Source organism: Altererythrobacter sp. Z27 (assembly GCF_052683155.1).
This window is the reverse complement of sequence record NZ_JBQYMC010000001.1, coordinates 2,140,053-2,161,882: the sequence shown is the minus strand read 5'-3', so window position 1 is coordinate 2,161,882 and position 21,830 is coordinate 2,140,053. Positions and strand designations below refer to the sequence as shown.

Here is a 21,830-nt window from a genome sequence, read left to right as displayed (position 1 = left end):
CTACGCCTGCTCCTTCGCCTTGGCGGCGTACTCGTCGCGCAGTTCGCGCTTGTAGAGTTTGCCGTTGGCTTCGCGCGGCAGCTCGGCGCGGAAGTCGAACAGCCGCGGCATCTTGATCCGCGCCAGCTGCGGCGCAAGGAAATCGCGCAGCTCCTGCTCGAACGCGGCACCGCCATCGCCAGCGACAGAGGCCATGTCGACGGGCTGGACCACCGCCACGACCTTCTCGCCCAGATCCGGATCGGGAGCGCCGATCACCGCCGCATCCATCACCTTTTCATGCGTCACCAGCAGGTTCTCGATTTCCTGCGGGTAGATATTGACCCCGCCCGAGATGATCATGTGGCTCTTGCGGTCAGTCAGGTAGAGGAAGCCCTCTGCATCGACATGGCCGATGTCGCCCAGCGTCATCCACCCTTCGTGATGCATTGCCTCTGCCGTCTTGCCGGGATCCTTGTGATAGCTCGGCAGGATATCGTTCTCGAAATAGATCAGCCCGTCCTGCTCGGCGGGAAGTTCCTCGCCCTCGGGACCGCAGATATGCAGCTTGCCATATATCGCCCGGCCAACCGTTCCCTTGTGGGTCAACCAGTCAGGGCTGTGCACCATGGTCATGCCGATCCCTTCCGACCCGGCATAATATTCGATGATGATCGGCCCCCACCATTCGATCATCGCCTGCTTGACCGGGATCGGACACGGGGCTGCGGCATGGATCGCCCGCTTGTGGCTCGAAAGATCGTATTTGTTCCGGATTTCCTCTGGCAGGCGGAGGAAACGCACGAAATGGGTCGGGACCCACTGGCTGTCGGTGACTCGATACTTCTCGATCGTAGCCAGCGCCGCCTCGGGATCGAACTTTTCCATCATCACCACTGTGCCGCCCAGCCGATGCACAGTCGAACACCAGCCGATCGGCGCAGCATGATAGAGCGGCGCGGGCGAAAGATAGACCATGCTGCCGTCGCCCGGCATGCCCGCCCCCATCTGGGCCAGCGCGACCAGCGCCACCGGCGCCGCCGGATCGGGATCTTCCGGCGGCTTGGGCCTTATACCCTTGGGGCGGCCGGTCGTGCCGGAGGAATAGAGCATGACCAGGCCTGCGCTCTGGTCGGCAATCGGATCGGCATGCTGCGCGGCCAATGCGGCTGCGAAATCCTCCTCACCGCTTTCGTCCATCATCAGGATCGGGATGTCGGGACATTCCGCCCGAACGCTGGGCAGGACTTCGTCGAAATAATGCGACGTGATCAGCAGCTTCGCTTCGCTGTCCTTGAGGATATAGGCGATTTCAGGCGCAGTCAGCCGGGTCGAGATCGGCACCAGCATCGTGCCCGCGCGCTGCGAGCCCCAGATCAGCGTGAAATATTCGATCCGGTTCTCGAGCAGGACAGCAAAGGCGTCGTCCGGCTTGAAGCCGCGAGCGCGTAACAAATGCGCGAACCGATTCGATTCGGCTTCCATTTCACCGAAGGTCATGGTCGCGCCGCTGCCCGCCATGATCACGGCGGGATGGTTTGGGCGAGTTCTTGCGTGCTCAATCGGATGCATGGGTTTCCTCTCTCCAGCGCAGCACATTGGCCGACTGGCTGCGATTGGAAACCTAGCTAACTAGTCAAAGGCGACAAGAAAAAAGGCGGCGGGAAAACCCGCCGCCATGATCGGACATCCTCTCCTCTGTCCGAATTCCGCTTCCAGGCGGAAATCCTATCTGCGGCCTAGTCGCCCCCCTGGCCGCCTTCTTCGAAATTCTCGTCCAGCACCGCCAAACGCTGCTGGACTGTCGACTCCACCATATACGGAATCGGATTAACCGCAACACCTGCGACGCGAACCTCGTAATGCAGGTGCGGGCCGGTGGAGCGGCCGGTCGATCCGACGTAGCCGATGATGTCGCCTTTCTTGACCCGCTCGCCTTCCGCGACGTCGAGTCGCGAGAGGTGCGCGTAGCGGGTTTCGAGTTCGGCGCCGTGATTGATTTCGATGAACAGCCCGTAGCTCGAGAACCATTCGGCGCGATCGACGATCCCGTCGGCGGTGGCGTAGATCGGCGTGCCCGTGGGCGCTGCCAAATCGATGCCCTGGTGCTTGCGGCGGCCGCCGAGCACCGGATGGGTGCGCATGCCGAAATCGCTGCTTAGCCGCGCGCCATCGAGCGGCATGCGCGAGGGAACCGAAATTGAAGCACGGACTGTGTTGGCGTCGGGGCGGGTTTCGAGCGCTTCCCAGCTGGTGAACAGCTGGCGGAAGCCCTGATCGCCGGCGATCAGCGAATCGTCCTGCGCGTCACGCACCGTATCGGTAATTTCGACGGCAACGGCGTTGCTATTGGCAAGCACCGGGCTGGCGGCGATCGAAAGGCAGCCGGCAACGAGCGCAAAGCCCACCCGCATGCCGTATTGCTTGAAATGCGATCCCACCAAAACCCGTTCCTCGCGACAGCTCCTGAAACGAAGCCGCCTTATTTCTTAGCTAACCCGAAGGGGGATGCCCCCGCGATCCCGGCGGAGGCCCCAATGCCAACCGCCTTTGTGTGATCATGGGTTAAGCGGCGAAGAATTTACGAAGCAATAGCGGCGTAGAAGTCGCGCGACAGACCGGCTGCAAGACGCGCCGAGTCGTTGAACGGTGGCTTAACCGCCCCCCGAAAGTGGCGCGAAACGAGTCCCTGCCAGCATTGTTGCGGAGAATCGCCTGCCGCATCCGACAGCGCAACAAAGTGCTTGGTGCCGATCGCGACATGCCGGATTTCGTCGTCAAGGATTCGTTCGAGGATCCTTGCGCCATGTTCGTCACCCCGTGCGCGAACCCGCTCAAGCGTTGCCGGCGTGACGTCAAGCCCGCGCGCCTCCAGCACCATCGGGACGATCGCCAGCCGCGCACGCACGTCATCGCGCGTTTCATCTGCAGCCTGCCACAGCCCGCCATGCGCGGGCAGTGCGCCATAATGGCTGCCCAGGCTTTCGAGTTTGCGGGCGAGTAAGGCGAAGTGCATCGCCTCATCGGCCGCGACCGAGAGGAAGTCCGACACGAATTCCTCACCCATCGCTTCCCCGAAGCGGCCCGCCATGTCGAGTGCGAGGTCGATCGCGACGAATTCGATATGTGCCAGCGAATGCCACAGGGCGATCCGCCCACGCTCCGAACCGCCCTTCCCGCGCTTGGGCATGCGATTCGGTGGCAGAAGCTCGGGCTGGGCAGGGCGGGCCGGTTCGTCCGGCATAGTGACGTCAAACCGCCATGCCAGCTGCCCAAGCCGCCATCTCCGCGCGACGTCGCGAGTCGCCATGGCCTTGGCGCGCGGATCGGCGGTGAGCAGCGCGGCGCGGATCGCGCCGGCAAGCGTTGGCATTTCGGGTGACGTCAATCCCGCCTCACAGTGCCTTGGCTGCAGCGAGCACTTCTTCGGCGTGGCCCTTTACCTTCACCTTGTCCCACACCCGCGCGATCTTGCCGTCGGCGCCGACCAGATAGGTAGTGCGCACCATCCCCATATAGGTCTTCCCGTACATGCTCTTTTCGGTCCAGATGCCGAGTGCATCCGACAGGCCGCCCTCGAGCGCATCGCTCGCCAAGGGAGCAGCAAGCCCGTGCTTGGCGATGAATTTGGCATGCTTGGCCGGCGGATCCTTGCTGACGCCAAGCAGCGCCACGCCCGCTTTGGCAAAATCGCCGGCCAGCGCGGAGAAATCCTTGTTCTCGGTCGTGCAGCCCGGCGTGTCGTCTTTGGGATAGAAGAACAGGACCAGCTTCTTGCCCTTGAAGTCGGACGGCTTCACCGTGCCGCCATCGGGGGTCTCCAGCGCGATATCGGGCAGGGCATCGCCCGCTGCGGGAAATTTGCTCATTCTTCCATCTCCAGTTCCAGTCCGAACACCTGCTGCCATGCGGCGGCCACCGCATGGCGTGCCTCGTTCAGACTACGCAAGAGCGCATCATAGGTTTCGCAGCGGCAAGCTTGCGCCAATGCCCGTGCTGCAGCGGGCGGCGGTTCGGCGAGATCGGGAGCAAGCAGCCTCGTCGATACGAGCAGCCGCGTCATGAAGTCGTGCGCCTCACGCAGCTCCGGCGGGAGCAACCGGGCTGCAACGAGCGCGTCGATCGCATGCGCAAGGTCAGGCGTTAAGCCCACGCCGTCGCGCAATTGCAGGAAGTGGATCACGAACTCGAGGTCGACCAGCCCGCCGCGCAGCAGTTTGGCGTCGAGCGGACCGCCCGGCGCCTTGTGCTGCGCCATTTCGCTGCGCATCGCGAGCACGTCTTCACGCAGCTTGTGGGGTTCGCGCTCCTTCGCGAGCACTTCCGAGATGATGGCTTCAAGCTTGGCGCGCGCTTCGTCCGATGCGACCAGCACTCGCGCCCGGGTGAGCGCCATGTGCTCCCATGTCCAGGCATCCTCGCGCTGGTATCTGGCGAAGGCGTCGATCGTCACGCTGAGCGGGCCCTGTGCCCCCTGCGGTCGCAGTCGCGTGTCGATGTCATAAAGCGCGCCATGCGCCGTCGGCACCGACAACGCGGCACTGAGCCGCTGCGCCAGCCGATTATAGTAATGCGTGCCGCCAAGCGTGCGTTCGCCGTCGGATTCCGCGCCGGACTCTCCGCTGAACAAATAGATGATGTCGAGATCGGAGGCATGGGTAAGCGCGCCCCCGCCGAACCTGCCGAGTCCCAGCACCACCAGTTCGCTGTTTGCGATGCGGCCATGCTTGCGGGCGAATTCCTCGCAAGCCGCGCGGTGCGCCACTTGCAGCGCCGCCTCTGCCGTGCGCGACAACGCGGCCGCGATGTCGAGCGGATCGTGCACCGCCTGAATCAACTGCAGCCCCAGCGCGAAGCGCAGCTCACCTGTGACGATGCGGATCCGGTCAAGCTGCCGTTCGTAATCGCGCGAGGCGCCCCCCGCTTCCATCCGCGCCGCGATATCGTCGACATCGCCAGGCAAGTTGAGTGCGCTTGCGTCGATCAGCGTGTCCAGCAGTCCCGGTCGCCTTCCCAGATCTTCAGCCAGCGTCGGCGCCAGCGTAAGCACCGCCATCAATTGCTCGAGCATGCCGGGGCGCGCTTCGAGCAAGCGGAAAAGGTTGATCGCGGACGATGCATTGGCCAGCACGCCTTCCCATCGCAACAGCGCCCGCTCGGGATCGTCGGCATGCGCGAAAGCCTCGACCAGCGCGGGCAGCATCGCGTCAAAGGCCTCGAGCGCGGCGGGCGATCGCAGCGATTGGTAGCGGCCATCGCGCCACTCGCCGATCCGTTCCGCCACCTTTTCGGGCTCGGCAAAGCCAAGCTTGCCAAGCCGCTGCGCAAGCGGCGCCGGTGCGGCATCTACCGGCTCAGCCGGGCTGTCGCCATCGAGCAGCCGGTCATAGGCCTGCGCTACGCGCGCTGTGATCGCCTGCAATTCCTCGACCAGAGCAGCGCCATCCTTCAGCCCGTCCAGCCGCGCAACCGAGTCGAGCGCAGCTCCGGCAGGCAAAGCATGCGTCTGGTGGTCCTCCACCATCTGCAACCGGTGCTCGATCACGCGCAGCCGGTCATATGCCTCTCCTAGCGTCACGGCCTCCTCAGCCTCGATCCGGCCTGCAGCGGCCAGCGCGTTGAGCGCGGCGCGAGTGCCGCGCAGCCGCAATGACGGATCGCGGCCGCCGTGAATCAACTGGTGCGTCTGCGCGAAGAATTCGACCTCGCGAATCCCGCCGCGCCCGTGCTTGAGGTTGAAGCCGGGCCCCACGTCGCGCGGCCCCTTGTAGTTCGAGCGAATCCGCGCAGTGAGCCGCCGGATTTCATCGATCGCGCCGAAATCGAGGCTCGAACGCCAAACGAAAGGACCGATCATGTCGAGGAAGCGCTCACCCGCGGCAATGTCGCCGGCAGCGGCCCGAGCGCGGATGAACGCTGCGCGCTCCCACGCCAGCGCCGAGCTTTCGTAATGCGTAAGCGCGGCATTGACCGAGATCGCCAGCGGGCTCACTTCGCTCGCTGGCCGGAGCCGCAAATCGACCCGGAAGACATATCCTTCCTCGGTGTTCTCCGACAGCGTCTTGACCACTTCGCGTGCATAGCGCTGCGCGGCTTCGCCCGGCTCGTCCCGCTCGCGTCGCGGCAATGTTTGCGGATCGTAGAGCAGGATCGGGTCGATGTCGGACGAATAGTTGAGTTCGTGCGCGCCATGCTTGCCCAGCGCCAGCCCGATCATCCCTGCCGGCTCTGCCCCTTCGACCCGCCGGGTGATCGCATCGGTAATCGCGATGTCGAGCGCGCGATCGGCAAGATCCGACAGTTCGACCATGACCATGTCGAGCGGGAAGGCCCCGGCAAGGTCGCCAATCGCCAGCGCGGTCGCATAGGCAAGCCGCTCGCGCCGCAAGGCCAGCCCAACCGAAGTGCAATTCTCGCCTGCCCGGCGCGCCCATTCCAGCGCAGCATCGGCGTCGCCCGCCTCAAGCAGCGAAGCAAGTGCCGGCTGGCGATCGAGCGCGCGCGCAAGGAAAGGTGCCTCTGCCCGCGCCCGCGCCAGCGCATTGTGCCATTCGCTCGCCATCTGCGCTCCCTGCCCGCAGCCGCGCGGCTGCGCAAGCGCGATGGCTTGCCCCGCGCTCGCGGCTCTGCGATGGAGGCGCCGCAGCTTTCCCGAAGAGGATATACCTGACGATGATCATACCCCGCAGCCGCATGGCCTCCCTTGCCGCCGTCCTGATGCTCACCGCGTGCAGCGGGCTCAGCGGCGATGCCGGACTGGACATCCCCGATGTTGCCGATGGCGACATTTCCGAAGCGACGATGAAGGATGTCACTCGCCAGCTGGCATCGGACGAATTCGAAGGGCGCATGCCCGGCACAGCGGGCGAGGAAAAGACCGTCGCATTGCTGATCGAGCGCTTCAAGGCGGCCGGTCTTGAGCCGGGCAACAATGGTTCATGGGTGCAGGAAGTGCCTTTGGTGGAAATCACCGGCAAGGATTTCGCCCCGCTCACGATCAAGGGCGACGGCGTGAACCTGTCGTATGATTTCGGAACCGAATGGGTCGGCGTGACCTATCGCGAGGATGCCAAGACCGATCTCAAGGACAGCGATCTGGTGTTCGTAGGTTACGGCATCAACGCGCCCGAACGCGGCTGGAGCGATTACGAAGGCGTCGACGTCAAGGGCAAGACCGTGGTCATCCTGGTCAACGACCCCGATTGGGAAACGCCGGGGCTGACCGGACCCTTCAATGGCCGGGCGATGACCTATTACGGGCGCTGGACCTACAAATATGAAGAAGCCGCCCGGCAAGGCGCCGCCGGTGCGCTGATCGTGCATGACACCGAACCGGCGGCCTATGGCTGGAACGTAGTCGAATCCTCCTGGACCGGCCCGCAAGCCTATGCCCAGCGCGGCGAGAACGCTCCGCCGCTGACTGCGATGAACGGATGGGTGCAGAAGGACGTCGCGCGCGCAATCCTCAGCGCCGCCGGGCAAGACCTCGACGCACTGAGCGCGGCGGCGAAGCAGAAGGGCTTCAAGCCCGTCCCGCTCGGCCTGAAGGCCGGGACCAGCTTCGCCAACGACATCCGCTCATATGCCTCGAAGAACGTGATCGGCTTGATGCGCGGTACCAAGCGGCCTGACGAATACGTCATCCATACGGCGCATTGGGATCATCTTGGCCGCTGCACACCGGCCGCCGACGGCGACGATATCTGCAACGGCGCGGTCGACAATGCCACCGGCACCGCGGCGCTCGTGGCGCTGGCCGAAGCCAATGCCAAGGCAGGCGCGCCCGCGCGTAGCCTGGTGTTCCTGGCGGTTACAGCCGAAGAACAGGGGCTGCTCGGCGCCAATTACTATGCCGAAAACCCCGTTTTCCCGCTGGCGCAGACCGTGGGCGGCCTGAACATGGACGCCTTCCAGGTGATGGGCGAAGCGCGCGACGTGACTGTTGTCGGCGGGGGCAAGTCGCAGCTCGACGATTTCCTCGCGGCGGGCCTCAAGGCAGTCGGAAAGGTTGCGACGCCGGACCCGAACCCCGAGGCGGGCTACTATTATCGCTCGGACCATTTCGCGCTCGCTAAGAAGGGCGTGCCGATGTTCTATTTGCGCGACGGGCAGGACCTGATCGACGGCGGCAAGGAAGCCGGGGCCGCGGCCAACTCAGACTATCGCGCCAACCGCTACCACGGACCGAAGGACGAGTTCGACGAAAATTGGGACTGGTCGGGTGTGATGAGCAATCTGCAGCTCGTCTATCGCTTGAGCCGGATGCTGGCCGAAAGCGCCAGCTGGCCCAATTGGAACGAAGGCGATGAATTCCGCGCCACCCGCGATGCGGAATGCGCGGCGAGCGATGTCGGCTGCTGAGCCGACATCGCGCAGCTGCTGAGAGTCGCCCGATGACCCGCCGTGTAATGCCGCCCGAATGGGCGCCACAGGAATGGCTGTGGATCGGCTTCCCGCACCTTGCCGAGGAATGGCCGGGCTGGCTTGAGCCTGCCCAAGAGCAAATCGCAGCTTTCGCCAGCGCCGTGGCCGAAAGCGGGCAGCAGGTGAGGTTGCTGGTACGCGACGAGGCCAATGAAGCGCGCGCGCGGGCACTGGTGTCGAGCAAAGTAACGCTCGAGCGACGGGCCTATGGCGACGTGTGGCTGCGCGACACCGGCCCGCTGGTGCTGGGTGATGGTACTGCACTGCGCTGCCGCTTCAACGGTTGGGGCGGCAAGTATCTGATGCCGGGCGACCAGACGATCGGTGCCGAGCTGGCGCACGATGCAGGCCTGCCGGTCATCGAATCCGATTGGGTCTTGGAAGGCGGCGCGGTCGACGGCGACGGCACCGGCACGGTGCTGACCACCGAGCAATGCCTGCTCAATCCCAACCGCAACCCGCAGCTCTCGCGAAGCGAGATCGAAGATCGGCTGGCGCGCGACCTCGGCTTCACCCGGACAGTGTGGCTGGGCGATGGCCTCATCAACGACCACACCGATGGCCATGTCGACAATCTTGCGCGCTTCGTGGCTCCGGGCGCAGTGGTGTTGCCGCATGCGACCGGGAGCGACGATCCCAATGCCGCGATCTATGCCGATGCGAAGGCACGCATTCTGGAAGCTGACCTCAAGCTGCACGAAATCCCTTCGCCCGGCCTGATGACCCGCGACGGTGCGATCGAACCGGCAAGCTACGTCAATTTTGCCATCACCACGCACCTCGTCATTGTACCGACCTTCGGCTCGCCGCACGATGAGGAGGGGGTTGCGGCAATCGCCGCGCTGTTCCCCGACCGGGATACGGTGGGCTTGCCCGGCGATGCCGTACTGGCAGGCGGCGGCGGCTTCCATTGCGCCAGCCAGCAGATGCCGCTTCTGACGGGAATTTAACGACCCGTTAGGATTCAGGCGCGCATAGTCTGGCCATGTCCAAGGTCATTACCCTTACGCGCGCGGTCCGGTTGGCGGACAAGGTCGCAGAGGCCCGGATCGAAGTGCTCCGCTCCATGCTGGTATGCACTTGCGCCGTGGCACTCATCGCTGCCGACCGCGCGCTTCCTTTCTGACCCGTCAGGACAGGCGCGCAAGCGCGGCGATAGCCGTGCCGCCCAGAATCACAGCCACCAGGAAACGCCAGGTCGCATCGCCGATCGCGTCCGACGCCTTTTCGCCCAGCCAGTTGCCGAGCAGGATTGCCGGGAACAGCACAATCGCGAGCAAGGCGATGCTAAGGTCGAAATGGCCCAGCGCAATGCCTGCCAGCGAGCCCGACACCGACGCGATCGTGAAAACCAGCAGCATCGAGGCCTTCACCACCTCGCGCGGGAGCTCGCGCCCAACATAATAGGGCACGACCGGCGGGCCCGGCATTCCGGCGAAACCCGTCAGCAAGCCCGCAACGGTCCCCACACCGGCTGTCGCGAACGTCCCCGGCGCAGTGGATGACCTGCGCGGAAGGAAGATCGCCGCGAAGGCGAGCAGCGCTATCATTGCGATCACCAGCCTCGCCAGCGCCGGATCGGTCGCTGCCAGCAGCCACAGGCCGGCTGGGGTCGCCAGCATGATGAAGCCACCGATGATCCAAGCCGAGCGTTCCGAATGGCCGATCAGGCGGCGCAATTCGACCAGCCCGATCATCACCCCCAGCGCATTGGTGACCAACACTGCATGGACGGGGTCGAGCGCCAGCGCGAGCACCGGCACCAGCAGGATCGCCATGCCGAATCCGGCAAGCCCGCGCACCACCGCGGCTCCGAAAGCGGCGCCCAGCCCGGCGAGGAGCTGCGCCGTGCTATAGGCGTCGAGCAGCTCCAAGCGGGGTTCAGGCCTGCGCGAGATCCGGCGGCGTCGCCGCCGCGGTCAGCATGGTAATCGCGTCCTCGAGGCTCATCACCTTCTGGTGCTCGACGCCCAGCGTACGCACCGCAACCGTGCCTTCCTCGGCCTCGCGCTTGCCCACCACCAGCAGGTGCGGAACCTTGGCGAGCGAGTGCTCTCGCACCTTGTAGTTGATCTTCTCGTTCCTGAGGTCGCTGTCGACGCGGATCCCGGCCGCTTCAAGCTTGGCCACCACGTCCTTAGCATAGCCGTCCGCATCGGACACGATCGTCGCCACCACTGCCTGCACCGGCGCGAGCCACACCGGCAACCGCCCGGCGAAGTGCTCGATTAAAATGCCGATGAAGCGTTCGTAGGAGCCGAAGATGGCGCGATGGAGCATCACCGGACGATGGCGCTCGCCATCCTCGCCGACATAGCTGGCATCGAGCCGTTCGGGCAGCACACGGTCGGACTGGATCGTGCCGACCTGCCAGGTGCGGCCGATCGCATCGGTCAGATGCCATTCGAGCTTGGGCGCATAAAAGGCGCCCTCGCCCGGCAGTTCTTCCCAGCCATACTCCTCGGTCGCTAGCCCAGCATCGATCACCGCCTGGCGCAGCTCGGCTTCGGCCTTGTCCCAGTCTTCCTCCGAGCCGTAACGCTGCTCAGGGCGCAGCGCGAGCTTGATCTGGTAGGTGAAGCCGAAGTCCTTGTAGATCCGGTCGGCCAGTTCGCAGAACTTGCGCACTTCCTCGACGATTTGGTCCTCGCGGCAGAAGATATGCGCATCGTCCTGCGTGAACTGGCGCACCCGCATCAGCCCGTGCAGCGCACCATGCGGTTCGTTGCGGTGGCAGCAGCCGTTCTCGTAGAGGCGCAGCGGCAGGTCGCGATAGCTCTTGATGCCCTGGCGGAAGATCAGGACGTGCGCCGGGCAGTTCATCGGCTTGAGCGCCATCCACTCGGCCTCGTCCGACACCAGCGGGCCTTCGTCCTCGGTATTGGGCACTTCGTCTGGGATGACGAACATGTTCTCGCGATATTTGCCCCAGTGGCCCGACTGTTCCCACTGGCGCGCATCCATCACCTGAGGCGTCTTGACCTCCTGATAGCCGGCAGCGTCGATCGCGCGGCGCATATAGGCCTCGAGCGCGCGCCACACCTTGTAGCCATGCGGGTGCCAAAAGACCGATCCGTGCGCTTCTTCCTGAAGGTGGAACAAATCCATCTCGCGGCCCAGCTTGCGGTGGTCGCGCTTGGCGGCCTCTTCGAGGCGCGTCAGATGCTCGTCGAGCTGCTTCTTGTTGAGCCAACCGGTGCCGTAGATGCGCGTCAGCTGCGCATTGCGCTGGTCGCCGCGCCAATAGGCACCCGCGACGCGCATCAGCTTGAAGGCTTGCGGATCGAGCTTTCCGGTGCTGGCGAGGTGCGGGCCGCGGCACATGTCGAGCCAGTCGTCACCCGACCAATAGACCGTCAGTTCCTCGCCTTCGGGCAGTTCGGCCGCCCATTCAGCCTTGAAGCTTTCGCCATCGGCCTTCCACTTGGCGATCAGGTCTTCGCGGCTCCACACCTCGCGGCGCAGCGGCTTGTCGGCACGGATGATCTCGCGCATCTTTTCCTCGATCGCGGGCAGGTCATCCATCGAGAAGGGATCGCGGCTGGCGGGCGCCATCACGTCATAATAGAAACCGTCGTCGGTCGCCGGGCCGAAAGTGATCTGCGTGCCGGGCCACAGCGCCTGCACCGCTTCGGCAAGCACATGGGCATAATCGTGGCGAACCAGCTCGAGCGCTTCGGCCTCGTCGCGCGCGGTGATCAGCGCCAGTTCGGCATCGCCATCGAAGGGACGGCCGATGTCGCGCACTTCGCCATTCACGCGCGCTGCCAGCGCCGCCTTGGCCAGGCCCGGGCCGATCGCAGCCGCGACGTCCGCCGGGCTCGAACCCGGTTCCATTTCGCGCACCGAACCATCGGGCAGGCTGATCTTGAGCATTTCCGTCATCGTCTCATCCGTGTTCACTTGCGCTGGCCCATGGCACAGAGGCGCGCGCGCTTGAAGAGCGGTGTCGGTGAATTTGCAAATTTTCGGGAGGCTGACACCCAAGCCACCCGAAACCGGGTGGCGGGATCTGCGATTAACGCGCGACCATCCGCCCCCGGGCATCCGAGGTGGTAGTGGTCACTGTAGTGGTCAGCAGCTTGGCCATGCGCGCCCATTAGCAGGGTAATGGTTGCGAGTCACTTACTTCGGCAACCGACCCTTGTTGCTTTCGTCTCACGCTGGAAAGCTAGGCGGAAAAGGCTTGCGAGCCGGCATTGCTCACCATGCGATGCGTTCCCGCAAGCCGCGTGGAGCGCTGGCGGATGGTGTCCACGAAGCGAAACTCGTTGCTCGCAGCCCCGGGCGTCAACTCGAGCACCATATAGCCGCGCTGCGAAGTGTCCGCCCATTTGAGCTGCGGGCTCGCGGCAACGACCATTTTCGCGAAATCATCCGGCTTCAGCATAGGCAGCGAGCTTTCGAGGCCCGGTGAGGCAACCGACTGCACGCCGAACTCGACACCCGCTTTCGTGCCGTCATGTTCAAGCTCGAAGGCCCAGGCATTGTGTGTATCGCCAGCGAGCACCACCAAATTCGCGTCTGCGGCAAGCGAAGCCTCAAGCAGCCGCTCCCGGGCTGCCGGATAACCGTCCCACGCATCCATGTTGGAGGGCAGGCCCACCTTGCTCGCCAGTCCCGCGAGCGCCACCCGGCGGCGGGCATAGTCAGGCACGCCATCGCCAAGCCCTTCGGCGAGGCCCGGCGGGCTCAACAGCGGGCCCATCAGCACTTGCTGGACCAGCACCTGCCATTGCTTGCCCGCGCCGCGCGATGCCTTGAGCCCTTCGCCGAGCCAAGCCTCCTGCGCCGCGCCGAGCAATTGCCGCTTGGGATCGGCATAGGGGCCGTCACGAAACGCCGTCAGCGCCGCGGCCACCTGTTCGGGCGACTTTGCCCCGGCAACGACAGCGCCAAGATCGAATTGCTGCTCGCGCCCTTCCAGCCGCGTATCGAGCCGGAACAAGGTGGCGAGATCGCCCACCTCATATTGCGTATAGGTCTCGTCGGACACCGGCAGCCATTCGCGCCAGGCGCGCTTGGCGGCGGCCTTGCGCATTTCCCAATCGCCTTCGCTGTCGCTCTGGTGATTCTGCGCGCCATCCTTCCAGCTGTCATTGGCGGTTTCGTGATCGTCCCAGATGCAGATCATCGGCAGCGACTGGTGGATGCGCCGCAGATCGGGATCGCTGCGATAGGTAGCGTAGCGCAGCCGGTAATCGACCAGCGCAACGATCTCGCCTTCGGGCCAGAGCAAGCGGTCGGGGTGCGCTTCCTGCGCGGACGGATAGGTGCCGCGCCCATATTCGTAGATATAGTCGCCGAGGTGCAGCGCCAGCTCGACATCGTTCGCTTCGGCTGCGTGGGCATAAGCGTTGAACCAGCCGAAACCGTAGTTCGAGCAGGAGAACACGGCCATGCGGAAACGGTCGAGCTTGCCTTCGGGCAGGGTCCGGGTGCGGCCGACGTCGGACATCGAACCATCCGCCGCGATGAAGCGGTAATAATACCATTGCCCGCTGCGGAGGCCGTCGGCCCAGGACTTTGCGCACCAGTCGCTCTCGGCGCGGGCCAGCGCGCTACCTTCTGCCACTACATTGGTGAAATCGGCATCCTCGCTGACTTGCCATTCGAGCGCGACGTCCTGCTGCCCGACATAGCGGGTCCACAGCAGCACCTTGTCAGGTCCGGGTTCGCCGCTGGCGACGCCATGGGTGAAGCCCGTGCCGAAGCTCTGCGCGGCGAGCGGCGCCGCGGCGCTCGCGGCTGCCAGCCCGCCAAGCCTGAACAGATTGCGCCGCGTGAGTTGTGCGGCAGGAAGCGAGGGCGAAGCGGGGGTGTCGTTCTTGATCATTGAATGGCGATACGCCGCCGGTGTGGCGCGTCAATGACAATCGCAAGCATGCGCCCCCTTGCGCTGTAGCCAAAGGCGCGGGCATGAAGCGCGGCATGAGCGACATCCAGTTCCACTCGATGCCCGATGGGCGCCGCATCGCCTATCGCTTTACGCCCGGCACCGGCCCTGCACTGGTGTTCCTGCCGGGCTATATGTCGGACATGGGAGGCGGCAAGGCGACCGCAGTGTTCGAGAAGGCACGCAGCGAAGGGCGCGCCTGCCTGCTGCTCGACTATTCGGGCTGCGGGGCGAGCGACGGGGATTTTTCCGACGGCACATTGTCGCGCTGGCGCGACGAGGTCGTGGCGCTGGTCGGTGCGATCGTCGATGGCCCGGTGGTCCTGATCGGATCGTCGATGGGTGGCTGGCTCATGCTGCTGGCAGGCAAGAAACTCGGCAATAGGCTGGCCGGGCTGGTCGGGATTGCCGCCGCGCCCGACTTCACCGATTGGGGGCGCAGCGAGGCCGACAAACAGCGGCTCGCTGTCGGCGAGACCGTGCTCGACGACAATCCCTATGGCCCCGAGCCCACGCCGATGCACCCGGGCTTCTTCGCCGACGGGCAGGACCAGCTGCTGCTCGACAGCGAGATTCCGCTCGATTGCCCGGTGCGGCTGCTCCACGGCCAGCGCGACGAGGATGTGCCGTGGGAAATCAGCATGCGGCTGGCGCAGGCGCTCCGTTCGGACGATATACAGGTAACGCTCGTCAAGGACGGCGACCACCGCCTGTCGCGCGACAAGGACATCGCCTTGCTGCTGCGCCAGGCATGGAGCCTGTTCGACTAGGAAATGCCCGCAATGCCCCTAACCACCGTGCTCTTGCCGCTGCTCATGCAAGTCGGGTTCAACCCGACCCAGGGCGCGATTCCCGACTATTCGGCCGAAGTGCAGGATCGCCCGCCGCGCGCCACTTCGGTGATCGATGCCCCGCAGCCGACCAGCTGGCTCGGGCAGTGCCTCGCCCAGCTCGACGAGGACCCGGCGCGCGCGCATGTGCAGGCGCAGATTCGCCGCGACACGACTTCCGGCGACGAGCGCGTCTACGCCAACCACTGCCTGGGGCTGGCTTCGACCGAGCTCGGCCGCTGGGAAGAGGCGCGCGCCGCTTTCACCGCTGCCCGGCAGGAAACTCCAGATGACGATCCGCGGCTGCGCGCCCGCTTCGGCGCGATGGCGGGCAATGCCGCGCTGCTAACCGGCGACATGGCGGGCGCACTCGACCTGCTCGACACCGCGCGCACCGATGCCATCACCGCCCAGGCCGGTACTTTGCAGGCGCTGATCGCGCTCGACCGTGCGCGGGCGCTGGTCGGCGCAGGCGAGCTCGAAGCCGCGGAAGCGAGCCTGGCCGAAGCCCGCCAATTGCAACCCGAAGACAGCGAGACGCGGCTGCTTTCGGCCACGCTGCTGCGCCGGATGGACCGGCTCGACGAAGCCCAGGCGCAGATCGAAGAGGCTGCACGGCTCGCTCCGCTCGATCCCGCGATCGGGCTCGAGGCAGGCGTGATCGCCATGCTGTCGGGACGCGAAGCGGCGGCGCGCACGAGCTGGCAGTCGGTGATCGATATCGACCCGCAAAGCGACGAGGCCGGTACCGCGAAACGCTATCTCGAACAGCTTGGGCCGCCCGCCGTGCAGGAACCGCAGCCATGACTGCGCTTTCGGTGCTCGACCTCGTCCCGGTGCGCGAAGGCGGCACCGTGGCCGAGGGCCTGCATGCCACGACCGATCTGGCGAAGGCGGCCGAACGCTATGGCTACAAGCGTTTCTGGGTGGCCGAACACCATGCGATGGACGGCATTGCAGGCGGCGCGACCTCGGTCGTGCTGGCGCACATCGGCAATGCCACCAGCACGATCCGGATCGGTTCGGGCGGGATCATGCTGCCCAATCACACGCCGTTCCAGATTGCCGAACAGTTCGGCACGCTGGACGCGCTGTTTCCGGGGCGGATCGATTTGGGCCTGGGCCGCGCGCCCGGCGCCGGGCCGGAACTGCAGCGCGCATTGCGCAAGAATTTGCATCAGGCCGCAGAGATGTTCCCGCAGGATGTGCCGGAACTGCGCGCACTCATCACAGGCGACGTCGAATTGCCGATCCATGCCACTCCGGGGCTCGGCGCCAAGGTCGAATTCTGGATGCTCGGCTCAAGCCTCTTCGGCGCGCAGCTCGCCGCACGGCTGGGCATGCCCTATGCCTTCGCGGCGCATTTTGCGCCCGACCAGCTCGACGACGCGCTGGCGCTCTATCGCCGCGATTTCCAGCCGTCCGAACAGTTCGATCGCCCGCATGTGATGGTAGCGATGAATGTCTTCGCGGCGGAAACCGATGCAGAGGCCGAGCTGCTCGCAACCAGCCAGCAGCAGAGCTTCGTGCGCTTGCGGACCGGCAATCCCGGCAAGCTGCCGCCACCGGTCGAAGGATATCGCGACACCCTGCCTGCAAATGCGCAGGCGATGCTCGACCATCTGGGGCAAGCGGCGGCAGTTGGCAGCGTCAGCACCGTGCGCGCGAAAGTGGCGGCTTTCATCGAACGCACCGGGGCCGACGAAATCATCGTTTCGGGTGCGACTTTCGATCCCGCAGCGCGAATCCGCTCGCTCGAGCTGACCATGGAGGCGATGCGTTCCTGATCTCACACGCTTCGCGCCGGCGCCGTAAGGGAAAGGCCATGCAAGCAAGGTCGCTTTGTTGTAGTGACACTTACGCCTGCAGGCAGATATTGCCGCTTGCGGGTGCGCAGGCATGAGCCTATCGGCGCATGATTGCTACACGAGAAGAGAATAATATTTCTCTCGCAGGGGAAGCAGGACGATGGCTTCGAAGACCAGTGGTGTTCCCGGGAAATCTGCCAAGGCGAGCGCCGCGCCTCCCGACTCACCCATGGCGAGTGAACTTGCGCGGTGCATGCGCGAGTCGATCCTGCCGGGTGACACGCCCTTCTCGCCAACATCGCTGAAGCGGGCCGCACAATTCGTGCTCGACGCGGCAAGCGTGCGCGAGGCTGCTCGCTCCTCGCTGGCAATGGTCTCGATCGCGGGTGACCGGCGCTTCCTGCGGATCGCGGTCATCAATGACGACATGCCTTTCCTGGTCGATTCGGTTGCGGCCGCCATCTCGGCGCAAGGCCTTGCGATCGACCGGCTGGTCCATCCGGTGATACCGGTGAAGCGCGATGCAGCCGGAAAGCTGGTTGCGCTGCCCAAGGGCAAGGACGCCGAAGGCGCGGCGCGCGAATCGATGATCTATCTCGAGACCGAGCGGGTCGATGCGCGCCAGCGCCGCGAGCTCGAGAAGCGGCTGCGCGCCACGCTGACCGATGTGCGTGCCGCGGTGCAGGACTGGACGAAGATGCAGGCCGCCATGGCCGAGGACAAGGAACGACTGGCCGATCCGGAGAACGTCGCGCTGCTCGAATGGTTCAATTCGGGCATGCTCACGCAGCTCGGTCACCTAACCCGCAAGCGCGATGGCAGCCATTCCAACCTGCTTGGCATCTGCCGCAAGAGCGCGCGCGACCTGCTGGCCGACAATTCCTATCAGCGCGCCTTTGAATGGTTCGAGCAAGGCCATCGCGACGGTCGCCTGTGCGACCTGCTGATCGTCAAGTCCAACCGAGTGGCCAATGTCCATCGCCGGGTGCCGCTTGACCTCTTCATCGTGCCGATCCGCGAGAACGGGAAGATCACGGCGCTGTCGGTCCACGCCGGCCTTTGGACCAGCGCCGCGCTCGCCAGCCCGCCGGACAAGATACCGCATTTGCGCCATGCGCTGGGCGAAGTCGGCACCAAACTTGGTTTCCATTCGGGTGGCCATGCCGACAAGGCATTGGTGCATGCCTTCACCGCGCTGCCGCACGACCTGCTGATCGGCTTCAAGCCTACCGATCTCGAACGCATCGTCACCACCATGATGAGCCTGGTCGACCGGCCCCGCCCGCGCCTGGCGCTGGTCGAAGCACCCTTGGCTCGCCACCTTTTTGCATTCGTGTGGTTTCCACGCGACATGGTTTCGACCCAGGTCCGCCTGCAGATCGAACACATGTTGACGCATTACGAGGGCATCGAACTGCTCGACTGGAGCCTCGAAGTCGAGGGCGGGAATCTGGCGATGCTGCGCTTCGTGCTCGACATTCGCGGCTCGACCTCGCCGCTCGACGAAGCGCTGCTCGAAACGCATTTGCAGGATATGCTGCGCGGCTGGCGCGAAGCGGTCGAACAGCACCTTGCCGAAATCGACGATCCTTCGCGCGCCGCGGCGATCGCAGCGCGCTATGCGCCGGCATTCCCTGTCAGCTACCGGACCGAGCATGGTGCGGTCGAAGCGGCGATCGACATCTGCCGGTTGCGCAGGCTGATCGCCAACGAAGCACGCACGCGCGACGCGCGGCTGTGCCACTTGCCCGGCGATCCGTCAGGCCAGCTCCGGCTCAAGGTCTACCAGCAGCAGGGCGCACTTCCCCTGTCCGACGCTGTCCCCGCGCTTGAGAATTTCGGTTTCCGCGTGCTTACCGAAGTCCCCACCTCGCTCGACCACGGCGAGCTCGGCACTATTCACGATTTCACGCTCGGCCTGCCCGAAGGCGAAGACGGTGACGCGTTGCTCGAACGCTCAGCGATTATCGAGGAAGCGATCGCTGGCGTACTGAGCGGCGAAAACGAGAACGATCCGTTCAACCGGCTGGTGATAGGCACCGGCCTGTTCGCACATGAGGCGGACTGGCTGCGCGCCTTCTATCGCTATTTGCGGCAGGCCGGGATCAGCTACACGATCTACACCGTGGTCGATGCGCTGGCGCATGCCCCGCAAGTGACGCGCGAAATGATCGCGCTGTTCCGCGCGCGCCACGATCCCAAATTTGGACCCGACCGCGAAAAGGCGGCGCAAACCGCGCGCGACGGCATCCGCCGCGGCCTCGCCAAGGTTAGCGCGATCAACGACGACCGGTTGCTGCGGCTCTATCGCGCGCTGGTGGAAGCGATCCTGCGCACCAATGCCTTCGCCCCTGCAGCTGAGGAAGCGCTGGCGTTCAAGATCGATTCCTCGCTGGTCCCCAATTTGCCCAAGCCCGTGCCATGGCGCGAGATCTGGGTCTATTCGCGGCGGGTCGAAGGCATCCATTTGCGTGCCGGGCCGATCGCCCGCGGCGGCCTGCGCTGGTCCGACCGGCGCGATGACTTCCGCACCGAAATCCTCGGCCTGATGAAGGCGCAGAAGGTCAAGAACGCCGTGATCGTGCCTTCGGGCGCGAAGGGCGGCTTCTATCCCAAGCTGCTGCCTTCGCCGCAAAAGGACCGGGCAGGCTGGGCCGCCGAAGGTCAGGCCAGCTACGAAGTGTTCATCCGTACTCTGCTGTCGGTCACTGACAACCTTGTGCGCGGCAAGGTCGTGCACCCTGAGCGCGTGCAAGTGCTCGATGGCGAAGACCCCTATTTCGTGGTCGCCGCCGACAAGGGCACGGCGCGCTTTTCGGACGTCGCCAATGGGATCGCGCAAGCGCGCAATTTCTGGCTTGGCGATGCTTTCGCCAGCGGTGGCTCGAACGGCTATGACCACAAGGCAATGGGCATCACCGCCAAAGGTGCCTGGGTGTCGGTGCAACGCCACTTCCTCGAAATGGGCGTCGACGTGCAGAGCGACCCCGTACGCGTGGTCGGCTGCGGCGACATGTCGGGCGACGTCTTCGGTAACGGCATGCTGCTGTCGAAGGCGATCAAGCTGGTGGCCGCATTCGACCACCGCCATATCTTCATCGATCCCGATCCCGATCCGGCGAAGAGCTGGAAGGAACGCCAGCGGCTCTACGACCTGCCGGCTTCGAGCTGGGAAGACTACAAGGGCGATCTGATCTCGAAGGGCGGCGGAGTCTATCCGCGCAGCGCCAAGAGCATCAAGCTGTCGAAGCAGGCGCGCGAGTCACTCGATATCGAAGCGACCGAACTCGATCCCGATGCGCTGATCAATGCGATTCTGAAGAGTCCGGTAGACCTGATCTGGTTCGGCGGCATCGGCACTTACATCAAGGCCGAAAGCGAGAACAACGTCCAGGTCGGCGATCCGGCCAATGACGCGCTTCGCGTCGATGCCGGGCAGCTGCGCGCTCGGGTGATCGGCGAAGGCGCAAACCTCGGCGTGACGCAGGCAGGCCGCATCGCCTTCTCGCTCAAGGGCGGGCGCATCAACACCGACTTCATCGACAATTCGGCAGGTGTCGATTGCTCGGACAATGAGGTCAACATCAAGATCGCACTGGCTGCCGCCGAACAGGCCGGCAAGCTGACGCCGAAGAAGCGCAACAAGCTGCTCGAAGACATGACCGACGAGGTCGCGGCGATCGTGCTCGAAGACAACCGGCTGCAAGCGCTGGCGCTGTCGATCGCCGAAATGGGCGGGGTGCAGGCCACCGCCTCGCATGTCCGGCTGATCGAGAAGCTCGAGGAGATGGGCGCGCTCGATCGCAAGACCGAAGGGCTGGCCGATCACGACACCTTCTCGCGCCGCGCGAGCGAAGGCAAGGGGCTGACCCGCCCCGAGCTGGCGATCCTGCTGTCCTCGGCCAAGCTGGTGCTGCAGGACGCGATCGAGCAAAGCGACCTGGTGCGCGACAAGGCGCTGGAGCCGCTGCTGATCGGCGCCTTCCCGCAAGCGATCCAGCATTCCTACCGCAAGGAAATCCTCGGCCACCGGCTGCGCAACGAGTTGATCGCAACCAAGCTGGCCAACCGCATCATCAACCGCATGGGGCTGATCCACCCGTTCGAACTGGCGGAGGAAGAAGGCGTGAGCCTGGCGCAGGTCGCGTCTGCCTTCGTGGCGGTCGAAGACCTGCTCGGCATTGGCGAGATCTGGCCTGCGATCGAAAGCGCCGACATGTCGGAAACGGCGCGACTGACGCTGCTCGAACGCGCCGCCGCAGCGATGAGCTCGCACATGGCCGACCTTATCCGCCACAGCGGCGCAAACGTCGCGCCAAGCGAGCAGGTCAAGGCGCTGGGCAAGGGAATGGCTTCGCTCGAACAGCATTCGGAGCAATTGCTCTCGCCTGCGATTCGCCGCCGCTCGGCGCAATTGTGCGAGCATTTCGTCGACCTTGGTTCGCCGCGCACGCTTGCGAACAAGGTGGTTCACCTGTTCGAGATCGACGGTTCGATCGGCCTCGCCGGGCTGGCGCGCGACAGCGGCATCGCCCCGCATGTGCTGACGCAGGCCTTCATCGAACTCGGCGCAAGGCTGGGGCTCGACTGGGCGCAGCAGACCGCCGAGGACATGGCGCCTTCCGATCCGTGGGAACGCCTGCTGGTCAACGGCCTCGCGCGCGACTTCCAGCACATGCGGCTCGATTTCCTGCGGCGCCGGGCCAATCGCAAGGCCGGGCCGCTCGCCGCGGTCGAGCAGTGGCTCGAGCAGCACCAGCTGTCGGTGGCGCAATTCCGTTCGATGATCGGGCGTGCGCAATTGCACACGCCCGTTGCCCCGGCGGTATTGGCGCAGATCGCCATCCAGGCACGCAATCTGCTCGAACGCTGAGCGCTCGCCGCGCATCGCAG

At 65.0% G+C, this 21,830-nt stretch carries 15 protein-coding genes; 7 read left to right on the top strand and 8 right to left on the bottom strand.

Translation table 11 applies throughout. The annotated features are described in order from the left end of the window. From ACUJ47_RS10580 to glnE, 5 genes are all read right to left on the bottom strand, one after another. Positions 1–1,551 (bottom strand): acyl-CoA synthetase, encoded by a 1,551-nt coding sequence (locus ACUJ47_RS10580; RefSeq protein ID WP_445538358.1) that lies wholly within the window; start codon positions 1,549–1,551, stop codon positions 1–3. Positions 1,552–1,718: 167 nt separating this feature from the next. After that, on the bottom strand, positions 1,719–2,420 hold the full coding sequence (locus ACUJ47_RS10575) for a M23 family metallopeptidase (RefSeq protein WP_445538357.1): 702 nt from the start codon (positions 2,418–2,420) through the stop codon (positions 1,719–1,721). A 140-nt stretch (positions 2,421–2,560) separates the two neighbouring features. Beyond that, entirely contained in the window at positions 2,561–3,352 is a 792-nt protein-coding gene (locus ACUJ47_RS10570) for a ferritin-like domain-containing protein (RefSeq protein ID WP_445538356.1), read from the bottom strand. A gap of 22 nt (positions 3,353–3,374) precedes the next feature. Further along, positions 3,375–3,848 carry a peroxiredoxin gene (locus tag ACUJ47_RS10565; protein ID WP_445538355.1) on the bottom strand — a complete coding sequence of 158 codons (474 nt, stop codon included), beginning with the start codon at positions 3,846–3,848 and terminating at the stop codon, positions 3,375–3,377. After that, a complete protein-coding gene (gene glnE, locus ACUJ47_RS10560) occupies positions 3,845–6,541 on the bottom strand; it encodes a bifunctional [glutamate--ammonia ligase]-adenylyl-L-tyrosine phosphorylase/[glutamate--ammonia-ligase] adenylyltransferase (protein WP_445538354.1) in 2,697 nt (898 codons plus the stop codon). The genes ACUJ47_RS10565 and glnE overlap by 4 nt, the downstream gene beginning before the upstream one ends. A 110-nt stretch (positions 6,542–6,651) precedes the next feature. Between glnE and ACUJ47_RS10555 the strand changes: the two genes are divergently transcribed. From ACUJ47_RS10555 to ACUJ47_RS10545, 3 genes are read left to right on the top strand one after another with little or no spacing between them, the layout of a single operon-like run. After that, the gene (locus ACUJ47_RS10555; protein ID WP_445538353.1) at positions 6,652–8,340 is read left to right on the top strand and encodes a M28 family metallopeptidase; all 1,689 of its coding nucleotides are present in this window, start codon (positions 6,652–6,654) and stop codon (positions 8,338–8,340) included. A gap of 32 nt (positions 8,341–8,372) precedes the next feature. Beyond that, entirely contained in the window at positions 8,373–9,353 is a 981-nt protein-coding gene (locus ACUJ47_RS10550; RefSeq protein ID WP_445538352.1) for an agmatine deiminase family protein, read from the top strand. A 35-nt stretch (positions 9,354–9,388) separates the two neighbouring features. Further along, a complete protein-coding gene (locus tag ACUJ47_RS10545) occupies positions 9,389–9,529 on the top strand; it encodes a hypothetical protein (protein ID WP_354143602.1) in 141 nt (46 codons plus the stop codon). 4 nt (positions 9,530–9,533) lie between these two features. On the opposite strand, the gene ACUJ47_RS10540 is transcribed toward ACUJ47_RS10545, so the two are convergent. From ACUJ47_RS10540 to ACUJ47_RS10530, 3 genes are all read right to left on the bottom strand, one after another. Next, a complete protein-coding gene (locus tag ACUJ47_RS10540) occupies positions 9,534–10,277 on the bottom strand; it encodes a TSUP family transporter (RefSeq protein WP_445538351.1) in 744 nt (247 codons plus the stop codon). 7 nt (positions 10,278–10,284) lie between these two features. Then, complete coding sequence (gene thrS, locus ACUJ47_RS10535) at positions 10,285–12,288, bottom strand: threonine--tRNA ligase (RefSeq protein WP_445538350.1); 2,004 nt, start codon at positions 12,286–12,288, stop codon at positions 10,285–10,287. Positions 12,289–12,574: 286 nt separating this feature from the next. After that, positions 12,575–14,239, bottom strand: coding sequence for an alkaline phosphatase D family protein (locus ACUJ47_RS10530; protein ID WP_445538349.1), 1,665 nt, complete (start codon positions 14,237–14,239; stop codon positions 12,575–12,577). Positions 14,240–14,334: 95 nt separating this feature from the next. Between ACUJ47_RS10530 and ACUJ47_RS10525 the strand changes: the two genes are divergently transcribed. The 4 genes from ACUJ47_RS10525 to ACUJ47_RS10510 all read left to right on the top strand — a co-directional run bounded on the left by ACUJ47_RS10525 (position 14,335) and on the right by ACUJ47_RS10510 (position 21,810). Further along, the gene (locus ACUJ47_RS10525) at positions 14,335–15,069 is read left to right on the top strand and encodes an alpha/beta fold hydrolase (RefSeq protein ID WP_445538348.1); all 735 of its coding nucleotides are present in this window, start codon (positions 14,335–14,337) and stop codon (positions 15,067–15,069) included. A 12-nt stretch (positions 15,070–15,081) separates the two neighbouring features. Continuing rightward, on the top strand, positions 15,082–15,936 hold the full coding sequence (locus ACUJ47_RS10520) for a tetratricopeptide repeat protein (RefSeq protein ID WP_445538347.1): 855 nt from the start codon (positions 15,082–15,084) through the stop codon (positions 15,934–15,936). Further along, positions 15,933–16,916: an LLM class flavin-dependent oxidoreductase gene (locus ACUJ47_RS10515; RefSeq protein WP_445538346.1), complete on the top strand. Its 984-nt coding sequence runs from the start codon at positions 15,933–15,935 to the stop codon at positions 16,914–16,916. The genes ACUJ47_RS10520 and ACUJ47_RS10515 overlap by 4 nt, the downstream gene beginning before the upstream one ends. A gap of 181 nt (positions 16,917–17,097) precedes the next feature. Then, positions 17,098–21,810, top strand: coding sequence for an NAD-glutamate dehydrogenase (locus ACUJ47_RS10510; protein WP_445538345.1), 4,713 nt, complete (start codon positions 17,098–17,100; stop codon positions 21,808–21,810). Positions 21,811–21,830 lie beyond the last annotated feature (20 nt).